This window comes from Corynebacterium hylobatis, from assembly GCF_003955685.1.
Lineage (GTDB): Bacteria > Actinomycetota > Actinomycetes > Mycobacteriales > Mycobacteriaceae > Corynebacterium > Corynebacterium hylobatis.
The window spans coordinates 40,803-56,102 of record NZ_RXHJ01000014.1; the positions used below are offsets into that span (position 1 = coordinate 40,803).

Consider the following 15,300-nt stretch of genomic DNA (forward strand, 5'->3'; position numbering starts at 1 on the left):
TGCCTAGACGTCGAGGAAACGGACGTCCTTCGCCTTACGGGTGATGAAGGAGCGGCGGGCCGCGACATCATCACCCATGAGGATGGAGAAGAGCTCGTCGGCACGCTGGGCGTCCTCGATGTCCACCCGGCGCAGGATGCGCATCGTCGGGTCGAGGGTGGTCTCCCACAGCTCGTTCGGGTTCATCTCACCGAGACCCTTGTAGCGCTGGATGCCGTCATCCTTGTTGATCTTGCGGCCGGCGGCCAGGCCCTCCTCGAGGACCCGGTCCCGCTCCTCATCGGAGTAGGCGAAGCCCGGCTCACCCTTGGACCACTTGAGCTTGTACAGCGGCGGGTTGGCCAGGTAGACATGACCTTCGGCGATGAGATCCGGCATGAAACGGAACAGCAGCGTCAGCAGCAACGTTGCGATGTGCTGGCCGTCGACGTCGGCGTCGGCCATGAGCACGATCTTGTGATAGCGCAGCTTCGAGATGTCGAATTCCTCGTTGATGCCCGTACCCAGCGCGGTGATGATGGCCTGGACCTCGGCGTTCTTCAGCACACGGTCGAGACGTGCCTTCTCCACGTTGAGGATCTTGCCGCGCAGCGGCAGGATCGCCTGGTACATGGAGTCACGGCCGGCCTTGGCGGAGCCGCCGGCCGAGTCACCCTCCACGATGTAGAGCTCGGACAGGGCCGGGTCCTTGGAACGGCAGTCAGCCAGCTTGCCCGGCAGGCCGCCGAGATCCGTGGCGGACTTCCGGCGCACCAGCTCACGCGCCTTACGGGCCGCGATGCGCGCCTGGGATGAGGCGACGGCCTTGTTCACGATGGTCTTGGCCTCCGCCGGGTTGGCGTCGAACCAGAAGGCCACGTGCTCGTTGACCATGCGCTGCACGAAGGAACGGATCTCCGTGTTGCCCAGCTTGGTCTTCGTCTGCCCCTCGAACTGCGGGTCCGCCACGCGGACGGACACGACCGCGGCGAGGCCCTCACGGCAGTCCTCACCGGTGAGCTTGGGATCCTTCTCCTTGATGAGCTTGTGCGCCAGAGCGTACTTGTTCATCAGGGAGGTCAGCGCCGAACGGAAACCCTCCTCGTGGGTGCCACCCTCATGCGTGTTGATGGTGTTGGCGAAGGTGTGCACCGACTCCTTGTAGCCGGAGTTCCACTGCATGGCGATCTCGACCTCGTGCTCGGTGGCCTTCGCCTCGAAGCCGACGATCGAGGGGTGCATCGGCGTGCGGGTCTTGTTCAGGTGGTTGACATAGTCAACCAGTCCGTCCGGGTAGTGGTAGACGACCTTCTTCTCACGCTTCTTCGCCGGCTTGGGTGCTTCCCCCGCCGGGGCCTCCTCCACCTCAGTGTCGGCGTCGTCGAAGGAGGAACCGTCGATGGACTCGGCGGTGTCCCCGGCCTCGGCGAGCGCCTCCAGCTCGAGTTCCTCGTCGGTGACCCGCTCATCCTTGAGGGTGATGGTCAGACCCTTGTTGAGAAAGGCCATCTCCTGCAGACGACGCGAGATCGTGTCGTAGTCGAAGTGGGTCGTCTCGAAGATCCCAGCGTCCGGCCAGAACCGGATCGTCGTGCCCGCACCGCGGGCATTGCCACCCTGGATCAGGTCATCAGGGACCGAGTTGTTGAAATACTGGTGCCAGTGCTTCCCGTCGCGCTTGATGTCGGCCTCGACACGGGTCGACAGCGCGTTGACCACGGAGATACCCACGCCATGCAGACCACCGGAGACCGCGTAGGAATCCGAATCGAATTTGCCGCCGGCGTGCAGCTGTGTCATGACCACCTGGACTGTCGGCGCACCGGAGGGGTGCATCTCGACGGGGATACCGCGGCCGTCGTCGACGACCTGGACGCCACCGTCTGCCAGCAGCGTCACCTCCACCTTGGTGGCGTGACCGGCCATCGCCTCATCGACGGAGTTGTCGACGACCTCCCACACCAGGTGGTGCAGGCCGCGGGGGCCGGTGGATCCGATGTACATACCGGGCCGCTTGCGCACGGCCTCGAGGCCCTCGAGGATCGTGATCGATGACGCGCCGTAATTGTTTTCAGCGTTTGCCACGTGAAACGAGCTCTCCTCGCTAGAAGATAATTTAGACCTCTTTAGTCTACACCTAATGGGGAGACACCAGGGAAGGGGTCACTCGCGGCGGAGGGGCGTTCTCGTGCGTTTTCGGACGGTTGCTGTATCAGGAAAACTCTGCCCGCCCATTTTTGAGCCCTATCCGTAGGTGTCCCGCGGGCCGCGGCCCTTCACGTGCAGCGGCCCTTTGCGCCAGCTCGGCGCCCGCGGCCCGAAGATCTTCAGTTCCACGATGATGTTCGGCCCTACTTTTTCGGCGATGACCTGCAGAATCTGTCTCTGCATCATCCGCAGGTTCGTGGCCCAGGCCGTGGAGTCGCAGATGATGAACAACTTCTTGTCCTTGATCATCTCCACGCGCGTGTGCTGCGCGATCTTCTCCCCCACCAGCTCATCCCAGTGGCCGAATACCCAGCCGCCGGCGATGTCCTTCTCCCAGCCGCGTTTCGAGAACTCATCACCGAGTACCGCACCGATCGAATCGACGTCGAGGGGGCGGCGCCGGCGTCGTCCGTCGCGCCCCGTGGGTCGGCCGATCCGGGGCGGCAGCCCCCTGCTTCTCGACGCCGCCTTCCGGGGCGGGAGCGGCGTGCTGCCACGCTTCTTCGCCGCCTCCTGCATGGCCTCGAAGGCGGCCTTCACCGGGTCCGGCTGCTCACTCATCGGCCTGCTCCAGGACGCTGATGCGTCCCTCCCCGGCATCCTGTACGGCGACGGTGTAGCGGGTGACTGGCGCGTCGATAAGCTCCGTGAGATTCCCCGGCAGATCCCCGTCCACCGCGGCGGTGATGAGCACCTGCTCCGCATCCGCGGCCAACTCCACGAGTTTCTCCCGGCGGCGGGCATCCAGCTCGGCGAACACGTCATCGAGGATGAGCACCGGGTCCGATCCGTCCCGGCGCAGCAGTGTGAACTCCGCCAGTCGCAGGGAGATGGCGTACGACCAGGTCTCGCCGTGGGAGGCGAAACCTTTGGCGGGTTGCTCCCCCAGGTCCAGCAGCAGGTCATCGCGGTGTGGGCCCACCAGCGACATGCCGCGGTCGACCTCCCGCTGGCGGGTACGCCCCAATTCAGCGAGCATCTCCGCCTCGAGGACATCCACATCCCGGCTCTCGGCCGTCACCGTCGAGCGGTAGCCCACCCGGGCTGGACGGGACTCCGGGGCGATGCCGGTATAGGCCCCGGCGATCAGTTCCCCCAGTTCATCGACCAGGTTCAGGCGCGCCGCCAGCACCTGGGCACCGAGGGCGGCGAGCTGGCCGTCCCACACGTCGAGGGTGGCCAGCGCGCTCGCCCCGTCGCTGTCGCGATAGCCGCGGCGCAACGAACCACCGGCAGTCTTCAACAGGGCGTTGCGCTGGCGCAGCACCTTGTCGTAGTCGGCCTTGACGCCGGCCAGCCGGGTGCTGCGGGTGGCGATGATGTCATCCAGGTAGCGGCGGCGCTCCGCCGGCTCCCCCTTGATCAGCGCGAGGTCCTCGGGGGCGAATAACACGGAACGGACCACACCCAGCAGCTCACGGGGAGAATTCAGCCGGGTCCGGTTGATCTGCGCCTGGTTTGCGGCGTGCGGTTTGATCAGCAGGTGGGCGGTCAGCTCCCGCCCCTGATTCACGGCCGTCACGGAGATCCGGGCGTTCTGAGCCCCGGCACGCACCAGCGGCGCATCGTGTGAGACACGGTGGGAGGCGAGGTGTGCTGTGTAGCCCACGGCCTCGACGATGTTGGTCTTGCCGAAGCCGTTGCGTCCCACGAACAGCGTGATCCCCGGCCCGAGGCTGAGGTTCAGCTGCGACCAGCTGCGGAAATCCCGCAGGTCAAGCGTCCTGATGTAGATGTGCCCTCACCTCCCGGACGAGCCCGGCTATCCCGGCAGACGAACAGGCATGAGCAGGTAGGTGAAGTCCGTCTCGGGCGTCGGGAAGATGCCGTCAGTATCCGCCTCGGGCAGCTCCGACGGCTCCGGAATGAGGATCGCCGGACGGGAGGGCTCGGTGAAACCGAAGACCACCCGGTCAGTGCTGATCACGGACAGCCCGTCACGCAGGTAGGTCGGGTTGAAGGCGATGACCAGCTCATCGCGGCCCGTGAACCCACAGGGCAGACGCTCCTCGGCGTGGCCGGACTCCATGCCACCTGCAGTGAGGATGAGCTCCCCCTCGTTGAACTGCATGCGGATCTGCGCGTTGCGTTCGGTGACCAGACTGACGCGGCGGATGGCCTCCTGCAGCGGGGCGATCTCCACGGTGGCCATCGACGTGTGCGTCTTCGGCAGCAGCGGCTGGATGTTCGGGAAATCAGCGTCGAGCATGCGGGCGGTGGTCTCCCGGCTCTCGGTGTGGATGCCGAACAGGCCGGCAGCAGCAAGCTGCTCACCGGTGCCCACCGCGATCTCCACCGGATCGGAGACGTGGGTGTCCAGGGTCCGGGCGTTATCGAGCAGTGTCTTGGCCGGGATGAGCAGCTTGGTCTCCACGTCCGGAGCCACCGGGTTCCACTCGAAGGTGCGCAGCGCCAGACGGAAACGATCCGTGGCCGCGAGCTTGACCTGCGCACCGGAGATCTCCATGTGTACGCCGGTGAGCATGGGCAGGGTGTCGTCCTTGCCTGCGGCGGTGGCCACCTGGGTGACTGCCTCGGAGAACAACGCCGGGTCGATGGTGCCGGTGACCTCGGGGAGGTTCGGGATCTGCGGGTAGTCGTCCAGCGGGATCAGCGGCAGCTCGAAACGCGAGGAACCACAGGAAAGCAGCGCCTTGCTGCCGTCGACGCGCAGCTCGACGGGCTTGTTGGGCAGAGTGTTCACGATCTCCGCGATGAGTTTGCCGGCCACCGCGATGCGTCCGGGCTCCCCGATCTCTGCGGCGATGCGCACCCGGGTGGAGACCTCGTAGTCGAAGCCGGCGAACTCCAGGCCGCTGTCATCTGCGGTGATGAGCATGGCGCGCAGCACCGGTTGGGTCACCTTGGTTGGCAGGCTCCTGGCCACCCACGCGACGGCGTGGGCCAGGTCATCCCTGGCCACCCGGAACGACACTGCTTGTGACTCCATGCTTTCGGGCTCCTCGAAATACTTGTGGTCCCCCGACACGGAAGGAACGGGCGGACCGGAAACAACAGACTCCAACGTACCCCACGGTCCGGAGAGTCGAAATCCTGTAATTCCAGGAATTCCCTCCGCACCGCGCTCGCCGAGCGCAGATCCGGACCATTCTCCCCACCTCCCCTTTCTTCTCTAGTAATTACAAGTTTTAAAGAGAGTAAGAACAATAGGTCCTGTGCAACCTGTGGATGGCACCGTGAATCCCAAGGTAGCCGCTTGGATCGAGCCTGTGATTCAGGGTGTGGATAACCTGTGGACAACTCCGGGCGATTGTGGATAAGTTATCCACAGGCAGACTTGTCCACAATTGCTCCACATGCGATCCACCGCTTCTCAACAGCGGAAACGTAGTTATCCACAGGTCCGGCAGTAAGGGTGTCCCCAGTCACACTATGACGAATATCTCTGAAGTACAAACATGTAATTACACAGCTGTGGAGAGGGTTGTGGATTGCCGGAACTGCCTTGGGTGAATGCCAGAAACCCCTGGTGGCGCCGGTGTTCTGCACCAACGTCACCAGGGGTGGGCGTCGAGAAGTGGCGTACCGTCAGCCGCGGCCGCGGTTCTTGATCAACTGCGTCAACTGCTGGATCTCGTCGTAGACGTCACGCTTCTCCGTCATCTCCTTACGGATCTTGCGGTCCGCGTACATCACCGTCGTGTGGTCCTTGCCACCGAACTCGTTGCCGATCTTCGGCAGGGAGAGATCCGTCAGTTCACGGCACAGGTACATCGCCAGCTGGCGGGCGTGTGCAACCGCACGCGTCTTGCCGGCACCGGTGAGGGTCTCCATCGTGATCCCGAAATAATCGGAGGTGACTTCCATGATCGTGGAGGCCGTGATCTCCACATCCGCGGCATCAGGGAGGATGTCGCGCAGGGCGATCTCCGCCATCTCCTGGTTGATCGGCTCATTGATCAGCGAGGAGTAGGCGGAGACACGGATGAGCGCGCCCTCGAGCTCACGGATCGAGGACTCGAAACGTGAGGCGATCAGCTCAAGCACACTGCGGTCGACATGCGTGCCGTCCGCCTGGGCCTTTTTCTCCAGGATGGCGATGCGGGTCTCCAGATCCGGCGGCTGGACATCGGTGATCAACCCGCCCTCGAAACGCGTGCGCAGCCGGTCCTCGAGCGTTGTCAGCTGCTTCGGCGGCCGGTCCGAGGACAGGATGATCTGCTTGTCCGCCTGGTGCAGGGCGTTGAAGGTGTGGAAGAACTCCTCCTGGGTGCCCTCCTTGCCCTCCAGGAACTGGATGTCATCCACCATGAGGATGTCCAGATTCCGGTAGCGACGCTTGAAGGATTCCTGCCTGTCATCACGCACGGAGTTGATGTAGTCGTTTGTGAATTCCTCACTGGAGACGTACTTCACACGCAACCCCGGCTGCAGCACCTGAGCGTAGTTCCCGGCAGCGTGCAGCAGGTGGGTCTTGCCCAGTCCGGAACCACCCCAGATGAACAGCGGGTTGTAGGCGCGGGCGGGATTCTCCGCCACCGCAACTGCCGCACCGTTGGCGAAACGATTCGAGGAACCGATGACGAAATTCTCGAAGGTGTACTTCGGGTTCAGCGAACGCTCGCGGTTGGGGTCATGCGCCGGCGTCTCACGCGGCAGACGCTGCCCCTGCTGATAGACGGGACCGGAGGGATCCCGGTGCTGCGGCACAGCCGGCGCATTCGTCGGGTACTGCGCGTAGGAGTGCGGAACCGGGTCCTGGACCTGCTGCTGCATGGGGTACATCGGCGGGGCCGGCGGGTTGGTGTGGGTGGCCTCCCAACCGAGCTGGTGGTCCGCGATCCGCTGCTGGATTCCCCTGGCAGGAGGCTGGATCGGCGGTGGCGGTGGCGGAGGCGGGGTCGGCTGGGCGGCTTCCGGCTGGATGGATACAGCCAGGCTGCAGGGGCGGCCGGTGCGCTCGGAGAGCACCTTGACGATGTGCGGACCGAGGTCGTCCTCGATGACCTGCTTGGCCATGGCATGCGGGGTGGCCAGGACCGCGTAGCCGTCGACAAGCACAATCGGTTTCACCAGACCGAGGAAGGCACGTTGCTGGTGGGTGAAGGCGGGGATGTCGGAGTCGGGACGCTCCGACTGATCGAGTAATTCTGCCTTGATCGCCTGCCAGGTCTGGGCGAGTGACTGTTGCTCATCGGTCACCTGGTGTTGCTCCTTACATGGTTCGTCCGGTTCGCTCAGGCGCGGCCGGACTCCCCGGGGAAGGAGTCGGTGCTCTGCCAGTCGCTCACAGGATGACGCGGTATCGGTGGGGTCGGGCCGGGTATGGAGGTTGCGCACCGCATCTTTTCACAGACCTTGTCCCCAGGGGATTAGGGCCGTAACCTCGCTATCCACAGAGTTATCCACAGGTGTGGACAACTTCGGCCGACGAATCTCTCCACAGCTTACTTCATTGCCTGTGGATAGTTCGATTCGCCGGAAAAAGTTCTCCCACCTGCGAGGATGGGGCCCCTCCGGAAAACTCTCAACTTTAAACCGACCGTTATCCACAGGGGTGTTGATGGAGCTATGTGATTCTGTGTGAGTCCTTCCATTGTTACCCAACGCCGCTGCTGCATGTCCATCTCCGGAGATTGCAGTTCGGTGTCTCTGTGGACCGGCCAGGCCCACCCCCGTCGGGTGTATCCGGGTGGTCCTGCAGCACCACCCGGCAAATGCCCCGGTGGCTGCGGCAAAAATCCCACTGTTGTTATTTCAGGTGCCCCCGCGGGACTACCTGAGACGCACCGGCGGGTCAATTTGTTCGACCACGCCGGAATCGCGTAGTCTGTGATGGTCTGTCACACCGCCGGATGCACCCTTATTCCAGGGACGCGCCGACGGATGTGCGTGAGAGCAGCGTCAGCACCGAATCTTCGGGCCGCGGCACACCAGTCGCGCGTCTGTGCCGGCCTGCGCGCCACCTAGGGCAGGACATGATCCATTCCGGTTCCGTCCACAGAGGCACTCACACCGTCAAAACATAATTCAGCGGCTGACCGGTCCCGTCCGGCCCGCCGCCTCACACAGAGGAGAACACCGTGGCAAAGGGCAAGCGGACGTTCCAGCCGAACAACCGTCGTCGCGCACGCGTGCACGGCTTCCGTATCCGTATGCGCACCCGTGCAGGTCGCGCCATCGTCTCGGCACGTCGTCGCCGGGGCCGCGCCAAGCTGACCGCTTAAAGCAGCTGCAGCGGTGCTACCGAAGCGGCACAAGTTCACGTCGCCCGCCGATTTCGGCCGGACGATCAAACGTGGACGCCGCGCAGGTACCCGCACCGTCGTGGTCCACATGCTGGACCGCAACGCCGGGCCCGACGCCGGTATCGCCCAGCAGGGCGGTCCCCGCGTCGGGCTCATCGTCTCCAAGTCCGTCGGGAACGCCGTGATCCGTCACCGCACCTCCCGACGGCTTCGGCATGTCTGCGCCGGGCTGTTCGAACTGGTGCCGGCCTCCACCGATCTGGTCGTCCGGGCGCTACCCCCGTCGGGTGCGGCATCGTCGGCCGATCTGGAGCGTGACATCCGGAAGGCGTTGAGGAGACTGGGGCTCGCGGATGCGTGAGCCCTCCCCCGCCGCCCGCGGTCTCGAGGCCGCGATTTCGTTCTACCAAAAGTACCTGTCGCCCCTTAAGATGGGGTCGACCTGCCGTTTCGAACCAACGTGCAGTGCCTATGCTCTCGACGCCGTACGCGGTCACGGGGCTCTGAAAGGTGCTGTCATGGCGCTGGCGCGGCTGAGCAAGTGCGGCCCCTGGCATCCGGGCGGGTACGACCCCGTGCCGGGTGCGGACCTGACACCAACTGACACCAAGGAGTCCTGACACACAGTGCTCAACTTCATCTACTGGCCGATCTCGGCCGTCCTGTGGTTCTGGCACAAGGTCTTCAGCTTTGTGCTCGATCCTGGCCTCGGCATCACCTGGGTGCTGTCGATCATCTTCCTGACCTTCACGGTCAAGGCCATCATGTTCAAGCCGACCATGAACCAGCTGCGCTCGGGCAGGAAGATGCAGGAAATGCAGCCGAAGATGGCTGAGATCCGCAGCAAGTACAAGAACGACCAGACCAAAATGATGGAGGAGACGCGCAAGCTCCAGAAGGAGATGGGCGTCAACCCGGTCCTCGGCTGCCTGCCGATGCTCGTCCAGATCCCCGTCTTCATCGGCCTGTTCCACGTCCTGCGCTCCTTCAACCGCACCGGTGAGGGCGTGGGCCAGCTGGGTCTGTCGATCGAGGAGAACTACAACACCCCGAACTACATCTTCGGTGTCGAGGACGTGCAGTCCTTCATGGACGCCACGTTCTTCGGTGTCCCGCTCTCCGCCTACATCTCCATGCCCGCCGACATGTACTCGGCGTTCCCCAACGTCGACTTCACCCGCATGGACACCATCCTGGTGGCTGTCCCGCTGGTGCTCATCATCGCCGTGGCGACCCACTTCAACGCCCGCATGTCCATCGACCGCCAGAAGCAGCGCATCGCCTCCGGCAGGCAGGCGGCCCCGACCGGCGACAACGCCGAGATGATGGCCATGCAGATGGGCATGATGAACAAGATGATGCTGTGGATCATGCCCGCCACCATCCTGTTCACCGGCTTCCTGTGGCACATCGGTCTGCTGTTCTACATGGTTTCCAACAACATCTGGACCTTCTTCCAGCAGCGCTACCTCTTCCAGAAGATGGACCAAGAAGAGGAGGCCGAGGAGGAGGCACGCAAGGCACTCAAGCGCACCACCGCTCCCGCACCCGGCGCCCGTGCCGGCTCAAAGAAGAAGCGCAAGAAGGACTGAGCCCCTGCTCCACCGCAGCACCACCTGTACAGCCACCGCGTTCCCGCCCCGGGAACCCGGTGGCTGTATCGTTATGAATCATGAGCGAGACCCCTGAGCTGGCACCCGCACCCGCCGCCGCAGCCGAAGTCTTCGGTGAGCGTCTGCCCCTGGCCGAGGCCTACCACCGGTCCCTTGCCACCGACGGTTCCACCCGTGGCTTCATCGGCCCCCGGGAGGTTCCCCGTCTGTGGGACCGGCACATCCTCAACTGCGCCGTCATCGGCGAGGTCATGGAGGCCGGTGCCAGTATCGCGGACGTCGGCTCCGGGGCGGGCCTGCCGGGCATCCCCCTGGCCATCGCCCGCCCCGACCTGCGTATCACGCTCATCGAGCCGCTGCTCAAGCGTTCCGTCTACCTCGCCGAGGTCGTCGAGCTGCTCGGCCTGGACAACGTCACCGTCATCCGGGGCCGGGCCGAAGAGAAGTCCGTGCGCCAGGCCCTGGGCACAGGTGTGGACCTCGTCACCTCCCGGGCGGTGGCCCCGCTGGGTAAACTCGCCGGCTGGTCCCTGCCGTTGGTGAGAGTGGGCGGGGCCATGGTGGCGATGAAGGGTTCCTCCGTCACGGAGGAACTCGAACGCGATGCCGCCCTCATCCGCCGGACCGGCGGTGGCAGGGCGGAGATCCTCACCGTCGGCGCGCAGCACCTCGCCGAGCCTACGACGGTTATTCGTATCCCGCGGGTGCACTAACATGGGGGAAACCAGCAATTGAAGAATGTGATTCAGGAAGAGGTCAGGTCGCAAGCAATGGTTGACCAACTGCCGAAGCCGGAAGCGCCGCGTCTGATCACCGTCGCCAACCAGAAGGGTGGCGTCGGCAAGACCACGAGCTCCGTCAACCTGGCGTCGGGTCTGGCGATGCTGGGCTCGAAGGTTCTCGTCATCGACCTGGACCCGCAGGGCAACGCCTCCACCGCCCTGGGTGTCGAGCACCGCGCCGGCACCACCTCCAGCTATGAGCTGCTCATCGGTGAGGCCTCCGCGGAGGAGGCCATCCAGCAGTCCACGGCCCACGAGAACCTGTTCTGCATCCCGGCGACCATCGACCTGGCGGGTGCGGAAATCGAGCTGGTCAGTCTCGTCCGCCGCGAGTACCGCCTCCACGACGCCCTCCGGAACTCCAGTTTCCTCGAGAAGAACGACTTCGACTACGTCCTCATCGACTGCCCGCCGTCACTGGGTCTGCTGACCATCAACGCGATGACCGCCGTGGACGAGGTCCTCATCCCCATCCAGTGCGAGTATTACGCCCTGGAGGGTGTGGGCCAGCTGCTCAACAACATCTCCATGATCAGGCAGCACCTGAACCCCAACCTGCACATTTCGGCGATCCTGCTGACTATGTACGATGCACGCACTAAGCTCTCGGAGCAGGTGGCCACCGAGGTCCGTGAGCACTTCGGGGATGTCGTTCTGGGTAACATCATCCCCCGGTCGATCAAGGTCTCCGAGGCCCCCGGTTTCGGCCAGTCCGTCCTGAACTACGACCCCACCTCCCGGGGTGCCGCCGCCTATTTTGATGCGGTCATCGAGTTCGCCACCCGTGGTGACTACCAGCCTGTCGAGGCCACCGGTCCCATCGGCGTCAGTCCGGAGACGGCCAAGCGGCTTGCCGCAGAAGCAGAAAGGTAAGTGCCATCAACCAGGAAATTCGGAAGGGCGGCCTCGGTCGCGGTCTCGCCGCCCTGATTCCCTCCGGCCCCGCCCCCAGCACCCTGAAGTTCGGTGAAGGTCCGAAGCTCGGAGCCGTCCCCAAGCCCGGGGACAGCCCGAAGCCTGCGGATGACACGAAGGCGGAGGAGACCCCGAAGCGCCCGGACCGCGAGGACCATGAGGAGCGTGCCGAGGGCGCGAAGCGCAGTCACAGCGCGAAGATGCGGGACGACGGCCCCCGTCTCGGCGACAGCGCCGCGGATGTGATCCTCGGTGGCACCAGGGGTGCGCGCGGCCAGGAGAAGCTGCGGTCGGTACCGGGCGCCCCCGCCCCGGAGGCCGTCCGTGGCACGGTGCGCGAGCCGGGCCAGAAGGCTGCTGAGAAGCCCCCCGTGGACGTCGGCGCCACCTACCGGGAGATCCCCATCGCGGAGATCGTCCCCAATCCGCAGCAGCCGCGCCACACCTTCGACGAGGAGGCGCTGGCCGAACTCGTCCACTCCATCCGCGAGTTCGGCCTCATGCAGCCGATCGTGGTCCGTCAGGCGGAGACGGGTTATGAGCTCATCATGGGTGAGCGTCGCTGGCGGGCCGCCGGACGCGCGGGGTTGAAGACCATACCGGCCATCGTCCGCGACACCGACGACGGCGCCATGCTGCGCGACGCTCTGCTGGAGAACATCCACCGGGTGCAGCTCAACCCGCTGGAAGAGGCCGCCGCCTACCAGCAGCTGCTTGAGGAGTTCGACGTCACCCAGGCCGAACTCGCCGGACGCCTCGGCCGTTCCCGTCCGGTGATCACCAACACCATCCGCCTGCTGGCCCTGCCTGTGCCGGTTCAGCGCCGGGTGGCCGCCGGGGTGCTCTCCGCCGGCCATGCGCGCGCACTGCTGGGACTCAAGCTCGGTGAGAACACCGCAGAGGCGCAGGAGGAGCTGGCCGGACGCATCATCGCCGAGGGCCTGTCCGTGCGCGCCACGGAGGAAGCCGTCACCCTGCTCAACCGCGGGGAGGGTGCCCCGGAGCGTAAACCGGTGGAACCGGCCCCGCAGCCGGAGCTGCTCACCCGCGCGGCCGACCGTCTCGGTGACGTGTGGGACACGAAGGTGACCGTCACCATGGGCAAGCGGAAGGGCCGCATGGTGGTGGAGTTCGGCGATCCGGAGGATTTCGAACGTATCCTCTCCCTGATCGAAGGACGCGACGACTAGGAGGCGCCGGCCGTGTTCGCCAGAGTGAACCCCCTCAGCCCGGATGCGCTCAGCAGTATCCATCCGCAGGCCGGGCGCAGCATATTCTGGGAACTGGACCCCGATGCCGCGGCGGTCGTGCAGGCCTCCGGGGATCCCGGCTTCGAGAAGGAGGCGTGGCTGACCACCACGCTCCTGGAGTACGGCCCCTGCGGCTTCTCCCTCGAGCGCAGCAGCCGCGAACGCGCCGTCGCCACGGTCCTGTTCTGCTCACGGGAGAACGCCCCCGGTGCCGGACAGCTGCCCACCGCGCCCGTCTCCGAGGATGCGGAGGTGCTCACCTCCCTGTTCATCGATCCGGGATTCGCGGGCATCGGGCTGGAGTCGGTGCTTCTCGACGCCGCCATCATGTCGCTCGTCGAACGCGAGGCGCAGGCCGTCGAGGCCTTCGGTTGGCACACCGACTTCTTCGCCCGCGCAGACGTCGATGAACTCCTGGAGGGTCCCGTGGGCGGTATTCTGCGCTCGGCCTCCGAGATCGGCCTGATGTCCGTGTCGATCCTCGAGTCCGCCGGCTTCAGGATTATCGCGGACCACCCGGTGCTCCCCCGCCTGCGTCTTGATCTACCACCCCAGCAGTCACTGCTCAGTGCCGCCGGCCTGGAACTGCTCTACGGGAACATGGCGGTTACCTGACAAGGGCGGAAGATACGGAGGCGTCGTCATATGTCACATCAACAAATTATTTCGCCCCTGACGAACTGGGGCTATACGGAAAAATATGCTTGTTGATGTGACATATGACGACGCCACGGAACACTCAGCCCAGCTCGGCCTGCAGCAGCTCCGAGAACTTGTAGGTGCCGGTCGGCTGGTCATCCCGGTCGAGGAGGTAGAGACGCTTCACAGCCACCACGACAGATTCGGCGATGTCGTCCCGCACGGCCGGGTCAGTCAGGCGGGCGACATCCTCCGGGTTGGAGAGATAACCGGCGATCAGCTCCACCGTAGGGGCCTGTGTCAGGCGCAGCAGATCCCAGGTGCGGGCGTGGGTGCCGCAGTTCTGGAAGTCGGTGCGGGCGACGATCTCGCGTTGGATGTAGCCGGAGAGTGATTCCCCGGTCAGGGAGCTGTTGCCGGTATCCGAACCGAAGTAGAAGGTGGCCACGCCGTGGGCCTTCTCGTTCGGGTACTTGTCCGCCTGGACGGAGATGACCAGGTCGGCACCGAAGGCGTTGGCGATCTCGGCACGTGCTGTGGCGGAGGGGTCGTCCATGCGGGGACGGGACTTTATCGTCTCCATGCCGGCGGCGATCATGCGCCCCTCGATGCGGGAGGCGAGATCCCAGATGATCTCTTCCTCGGTGATCTCCCCGTGCAGACCACGCACTATCCGGCCCTTGTTCACGCCACCCAGGGCGGGGTCGATCACCACCCGTTTGCCGGCGAGCTTGGGGCCGGCGTTGCGGACCTGCTCGCGTTCCCGGATGGCCAGGGGGCTACCGCCGGTGATACGCCTGCCCAGCAGCTTCAGGGCACGGATCGTGTCGGGGCCGCAGACCCCGTCGTCCTGGAGTCCGGAGTTCAGCTGGAAGGCCGCCAGTGCCTCGTGGGTGCAGCGGCCGAAGTGGCCGTCGATGCGGTGGGAATAGAAGCCCAGCTCCTGGAGCTGATCCTGGAGCTGGGAGACATCGTCGCCGACGAGTTCGTTGTTCGGCTGGTAGGACAGTACGCGGGCACCGAGCTGGTAGGAGGCGTGGCGCAGTTCCCGCAGGGTCATCTCGTCGATGTGGCCCGAGGGGACGATGCCGCGGGACTGCTGGAAGGCCTTGAGAACCTCGGCGAGTGCGGCGTCGAAAAGCTTGTCCTCCTCCGCGTACTTGTCGGAGAGGTCGGCCTCGTAGCCGGGCAGCAGGCCCAGCCGCGCCAGGGTGGAGCGTGCCTCCGCCACCCTCGGGCTGCGGTCACCGACACGAAAAGTCATGGTCACGACGCTCCTTCCAGGGTCAGATAAACCAGATCTTATCCGAACCGTCGAGAGTCGGTCGGTACTGTTTTATCGATCCCAACGGTACCAGCTACATCAGTGGTTCCAGCTTCGCCATGATGTGGGAACGCGGGCGAACCCCCACGAACTCGTCGATCTTCTCGCCATCCTTGAAGAACAGCACGGCAGGGATGGACATGATCTGGAACATGGCACCCAGGGTGCGCTGCTCGTCCACGTTGACCTTGGCGACAGTGACCTGCTCGCCCAATTCCTCCGCTACCTCCTCAATGATGGGGCCGAGCTTCTTGCACGGGCCACACCACTCGGCCCAGAAATCGACGATGACGGGCTTGTCGGACTCGACGACGATCTCCCGGAAATTCTCCTGGGTGACCTCAATGACCTTGCTCATGTGATTCTCCTTACTGGTCGGTG

The 15,300-nt window shown here is 64.7% G+C and carries 15 protein-coding genes; 8 read left to right on the forward strand and 7 right to left on the reverse strand.

Annotation, left to right across the window (positions count from 1 at the left end; genetic code table 11):
- Window positions 1-3 precede the first annotated feature (3 nt).
- From gyrB to dnaA, 5 genes are all read right to left on the reverse strand, one after another.
- A complete protein-coding gene (gene gyrB, locus EAH68_RS10620) occupies window positions 4-2,064 on the reverse strand; it encodes a DNA topoisomerase (ATP-hydrolyzing) subunit B (RefSeq protein ID WP_126121314.1) in 2,061 nt (686 codons plus the stop codon).
- 159 nt (window positions 2,065-2,223) lie between these two features.
- A complete protein-coding gene (locus EAH68_RS10625; protein ID WP_126121315.1) occupies window positions 2,224-2,748 on the reverse strand; it encodes a DciA family protein in 525 nt (174 codons plus the stop codon).
- Window positions 2,741-3,922 carry a DNA replication/repair protein RecF gene (recF, locus tag EAH68_RS10630; RefSeq protein ID WP_126121316.1) on the reverse strand — a complete coding sequence of 394 codons (1,182 nt, stop codon included), beginning with the start codon at window positions 3,920-3,922 and terminating at the stop codon, window positions 2,741-2,743. Before recF ends, EAH68_RS10625 begins: the two co-directional genes overlap by 8 nt.
- Before the next feature lie 27 nt (window positions 3,923-3,949).
- Window positions 3,950-5,137: a DNA polymerase III subunit beta gene (gene dnaN, locus EAH68_RS10635; RefSeq protein WP_126121317.1), complete on the reverse strand. Its 1,188-nt coding sequence runs from the start codon at window positions 5,135-5,137 to the stop codon at window positions 3,950-3,952.
- A 599-nt stretch (window positions 5,138-5,736) separates the two neighbouring features.
- Complete coding sequence (dnaA, locus tag EAH68_RS10640; protein WP_126121318.1) at window positions 5,737-7,350, reverse strand: chromosomal replication initiator protein DnaA; 1,614 nt, start codon at window positions 7,348-7,350, stop codon at window positions 5,737-5,739.
- Between the two features lie 881 nt (window positions 7,351-8,231).
- Between dnaA and rpmH the strand changes: the two genes are divergently transcribed.
- From rpmH to EAH68_RS10680, 8 genes are all read left to right on the forward strand, one after another.
- Entirely contained in the window at window positions 8,232-8,375 is a 144-nt protein-coding gene (gene rpmH, locus EAH68_RS10645; protein WP_126121319.1) for a 50S ribosomal protein L34, read from the forward strand.
- Between the two features lie 13 nt (window positions 8,376-8,388).
- Window positions 8,389-8,757 (forward strand): ribonuclease P protein component, encoded by a 369-nt coding sequence (gene rnpA, locus EAH68_RS10650; RefSeq protein ID WP_126121320.1) that lies wholly within the window; start codon window positions 8,389-8,391, stop codon window positions 8,755-8,757.
- Window positions 8,750-9,016, forward strand: coding sequence for a membrane protein insertion efficiency factor YidD (yidD, locus tag EAH68_RS10655; RefSeq protein WP_126121321.1), 267 nt, complete (start codon window positions 8,750-8,752; stop codon window positions 9,014-9,016). The genes rnpA and yidD overlap by 8 nt, the downstream gene beginning before the upstream one ends.
- A 6-nt stretch (window positions 9,017-9,022) precedes the next feature.
- Entirely contained in the window at window positions 9,023-9,988 is a 966-nt protein-coding gene (gene yidC / locus EAH68_RS10660) for a membrane protein insertase YidC (protein ID WP_126121322.1), read from the forward strand.
- An 80-nt stretch (window positions 9,989-10,068) separates the two neighbouring features.
- Window positions 10,069-10,722, forward strand: a complete 654-nt coding sequence (rsmG, locus tag EAH68_RS10665) for a 16S rRNA (guanine(527)-N(7))-methyltransferase RsmG (protein WP_126121323.1) — start codon at window positions 10,069-10,071, stop codon at window positions 10,720-10,722.
- A 57-nt stretch (window positions 10,723-10,779) separates the two neighbouring features.
- The gene (locus EAH68_RS10670; RefSeq protein WP_126121324.1) at window positions 10,780-11,664 is read left to right on the forward strand and encodes a ParA family protein; all 885 of its coding nucleotides are present in this window, start codon (window positions 10,780-10,782) and stop codon (window positions 11,662-11,664) included.
- A 5-nt stretch (window positions 11,665-11,669) separates the two neighbouring features.
- Window positions 11,670-12,896: a ParB/RepB/Spo0J family partition protein gene (locus EAH68_RS10675; protein ID WP_439647629.1), complete on the forward strand. Its 1,227-nt coding sequence runs from the start codon at window positions 11,670-11,672 to the stop codon at window positions 12,894-12,896.
- A gap of 12 nt (window positions 12,897-12,908) precedes the next feature.
- The gene (locus tag EAH68_RS10680; RefSeq protein WP_126121326.1) at window positions 12,909-13,571 is read left to right on the forward strand and encodes a hypothetical protein; all 663 of its coding nucleotides are present in this window, start codon (window positions 12,909-12,911) and stop codon (window positions 13,569-13,571) included.
- Window positions 13,572-13,695: 124 nt separating this feature from the next.
- On the opposite strand, the gene EAH68_RS10685 is transcribed toward EAH68_RS10680, so the two are convergent.
- Both EAH68_RS10685 and trxA read right to left on the reverse strand, forming a co-directional pair.
- Window positions 13,696-14,859: an N-acetylmuramoyl-L-alanine amidase gene (locus EAH68_RS10685; protein WP_126121327.1), complete on the reverse strand. Its 1,164-nt coding sequence runs from the start codon at window positions 14,857-14,859 to the stop codon at window positions 13,696-13,698.
- Window positions 14,860-14,953: 94 nt separating this feature from the next.
- Window positions 14,954-15,277, reverse strand: a complete 324-nt coding sequence (trxA, locus tag EAH68_RS10690; RefSeq protein ID WP_126121328.1) for a thioredoxin — start codon at window positions 15,275-15,277, stop codon at window positions 14,954-14,956.
- Window positions 15,278-15,300: the final 23 nt, after the last annotated feature.

What these genes read in the sequence shown, in the direction of transcription:
- EAH68_RS10625 (WP_126121315.1), bottom strand. Translation starts at nt 2,748, where the DNA reads ATGAGTGAGCAGCCGGACCCGGTGAAGGCCGCCTTCGAGGCCATGCAG.
- dnaN (WP_126121317.1), bottom strand. Translation starts at nt 5,137, where the DNA reads ATGGAGTCACAAGCAGTGTCGTTCCGGGTGGCCAGGGATGACCTGGCC.
- yidD (WP_126121321.1), top strand. Translation starts at nt 8,750, where the DNA reads ATGCGTGAGCCCTCCCCCGCCGCCCGCGGTCTCGAGGCCGCGATTTCG.
- rsmG (WP_126121323.1), top strand. Translation starts at nt 10,069, where the DNA reads ATGAGCGAGACCCCTGAGCTGGCACCCGCACCCGCCGCCGCAGCCGAA.
- EAH68_RS10670 (WP_126121324.1), top strand. Translation starts at nt 10,780, where the DNA reads ATGGTTGACCAACTGCCGAAGCCGGAAGCGCCGCGTCTGATCACCGTC.
- EAH68_RS10685 (WP_126121327.1), bottom strand. Translation starts at nt 14,859, where the DNA reads ATGACTTTTCGTGTCGGTGACCGCAGCCCGAGGGTGGCGGAGGCACGC.
- trxA (WP_126121328.1), bottom strand. Translation starts at nt 15,277, where the DNA reads ATGAGCAAGGTCATTGAGGTCACCCAGGAGAATTTCCGGGAGATCGTC.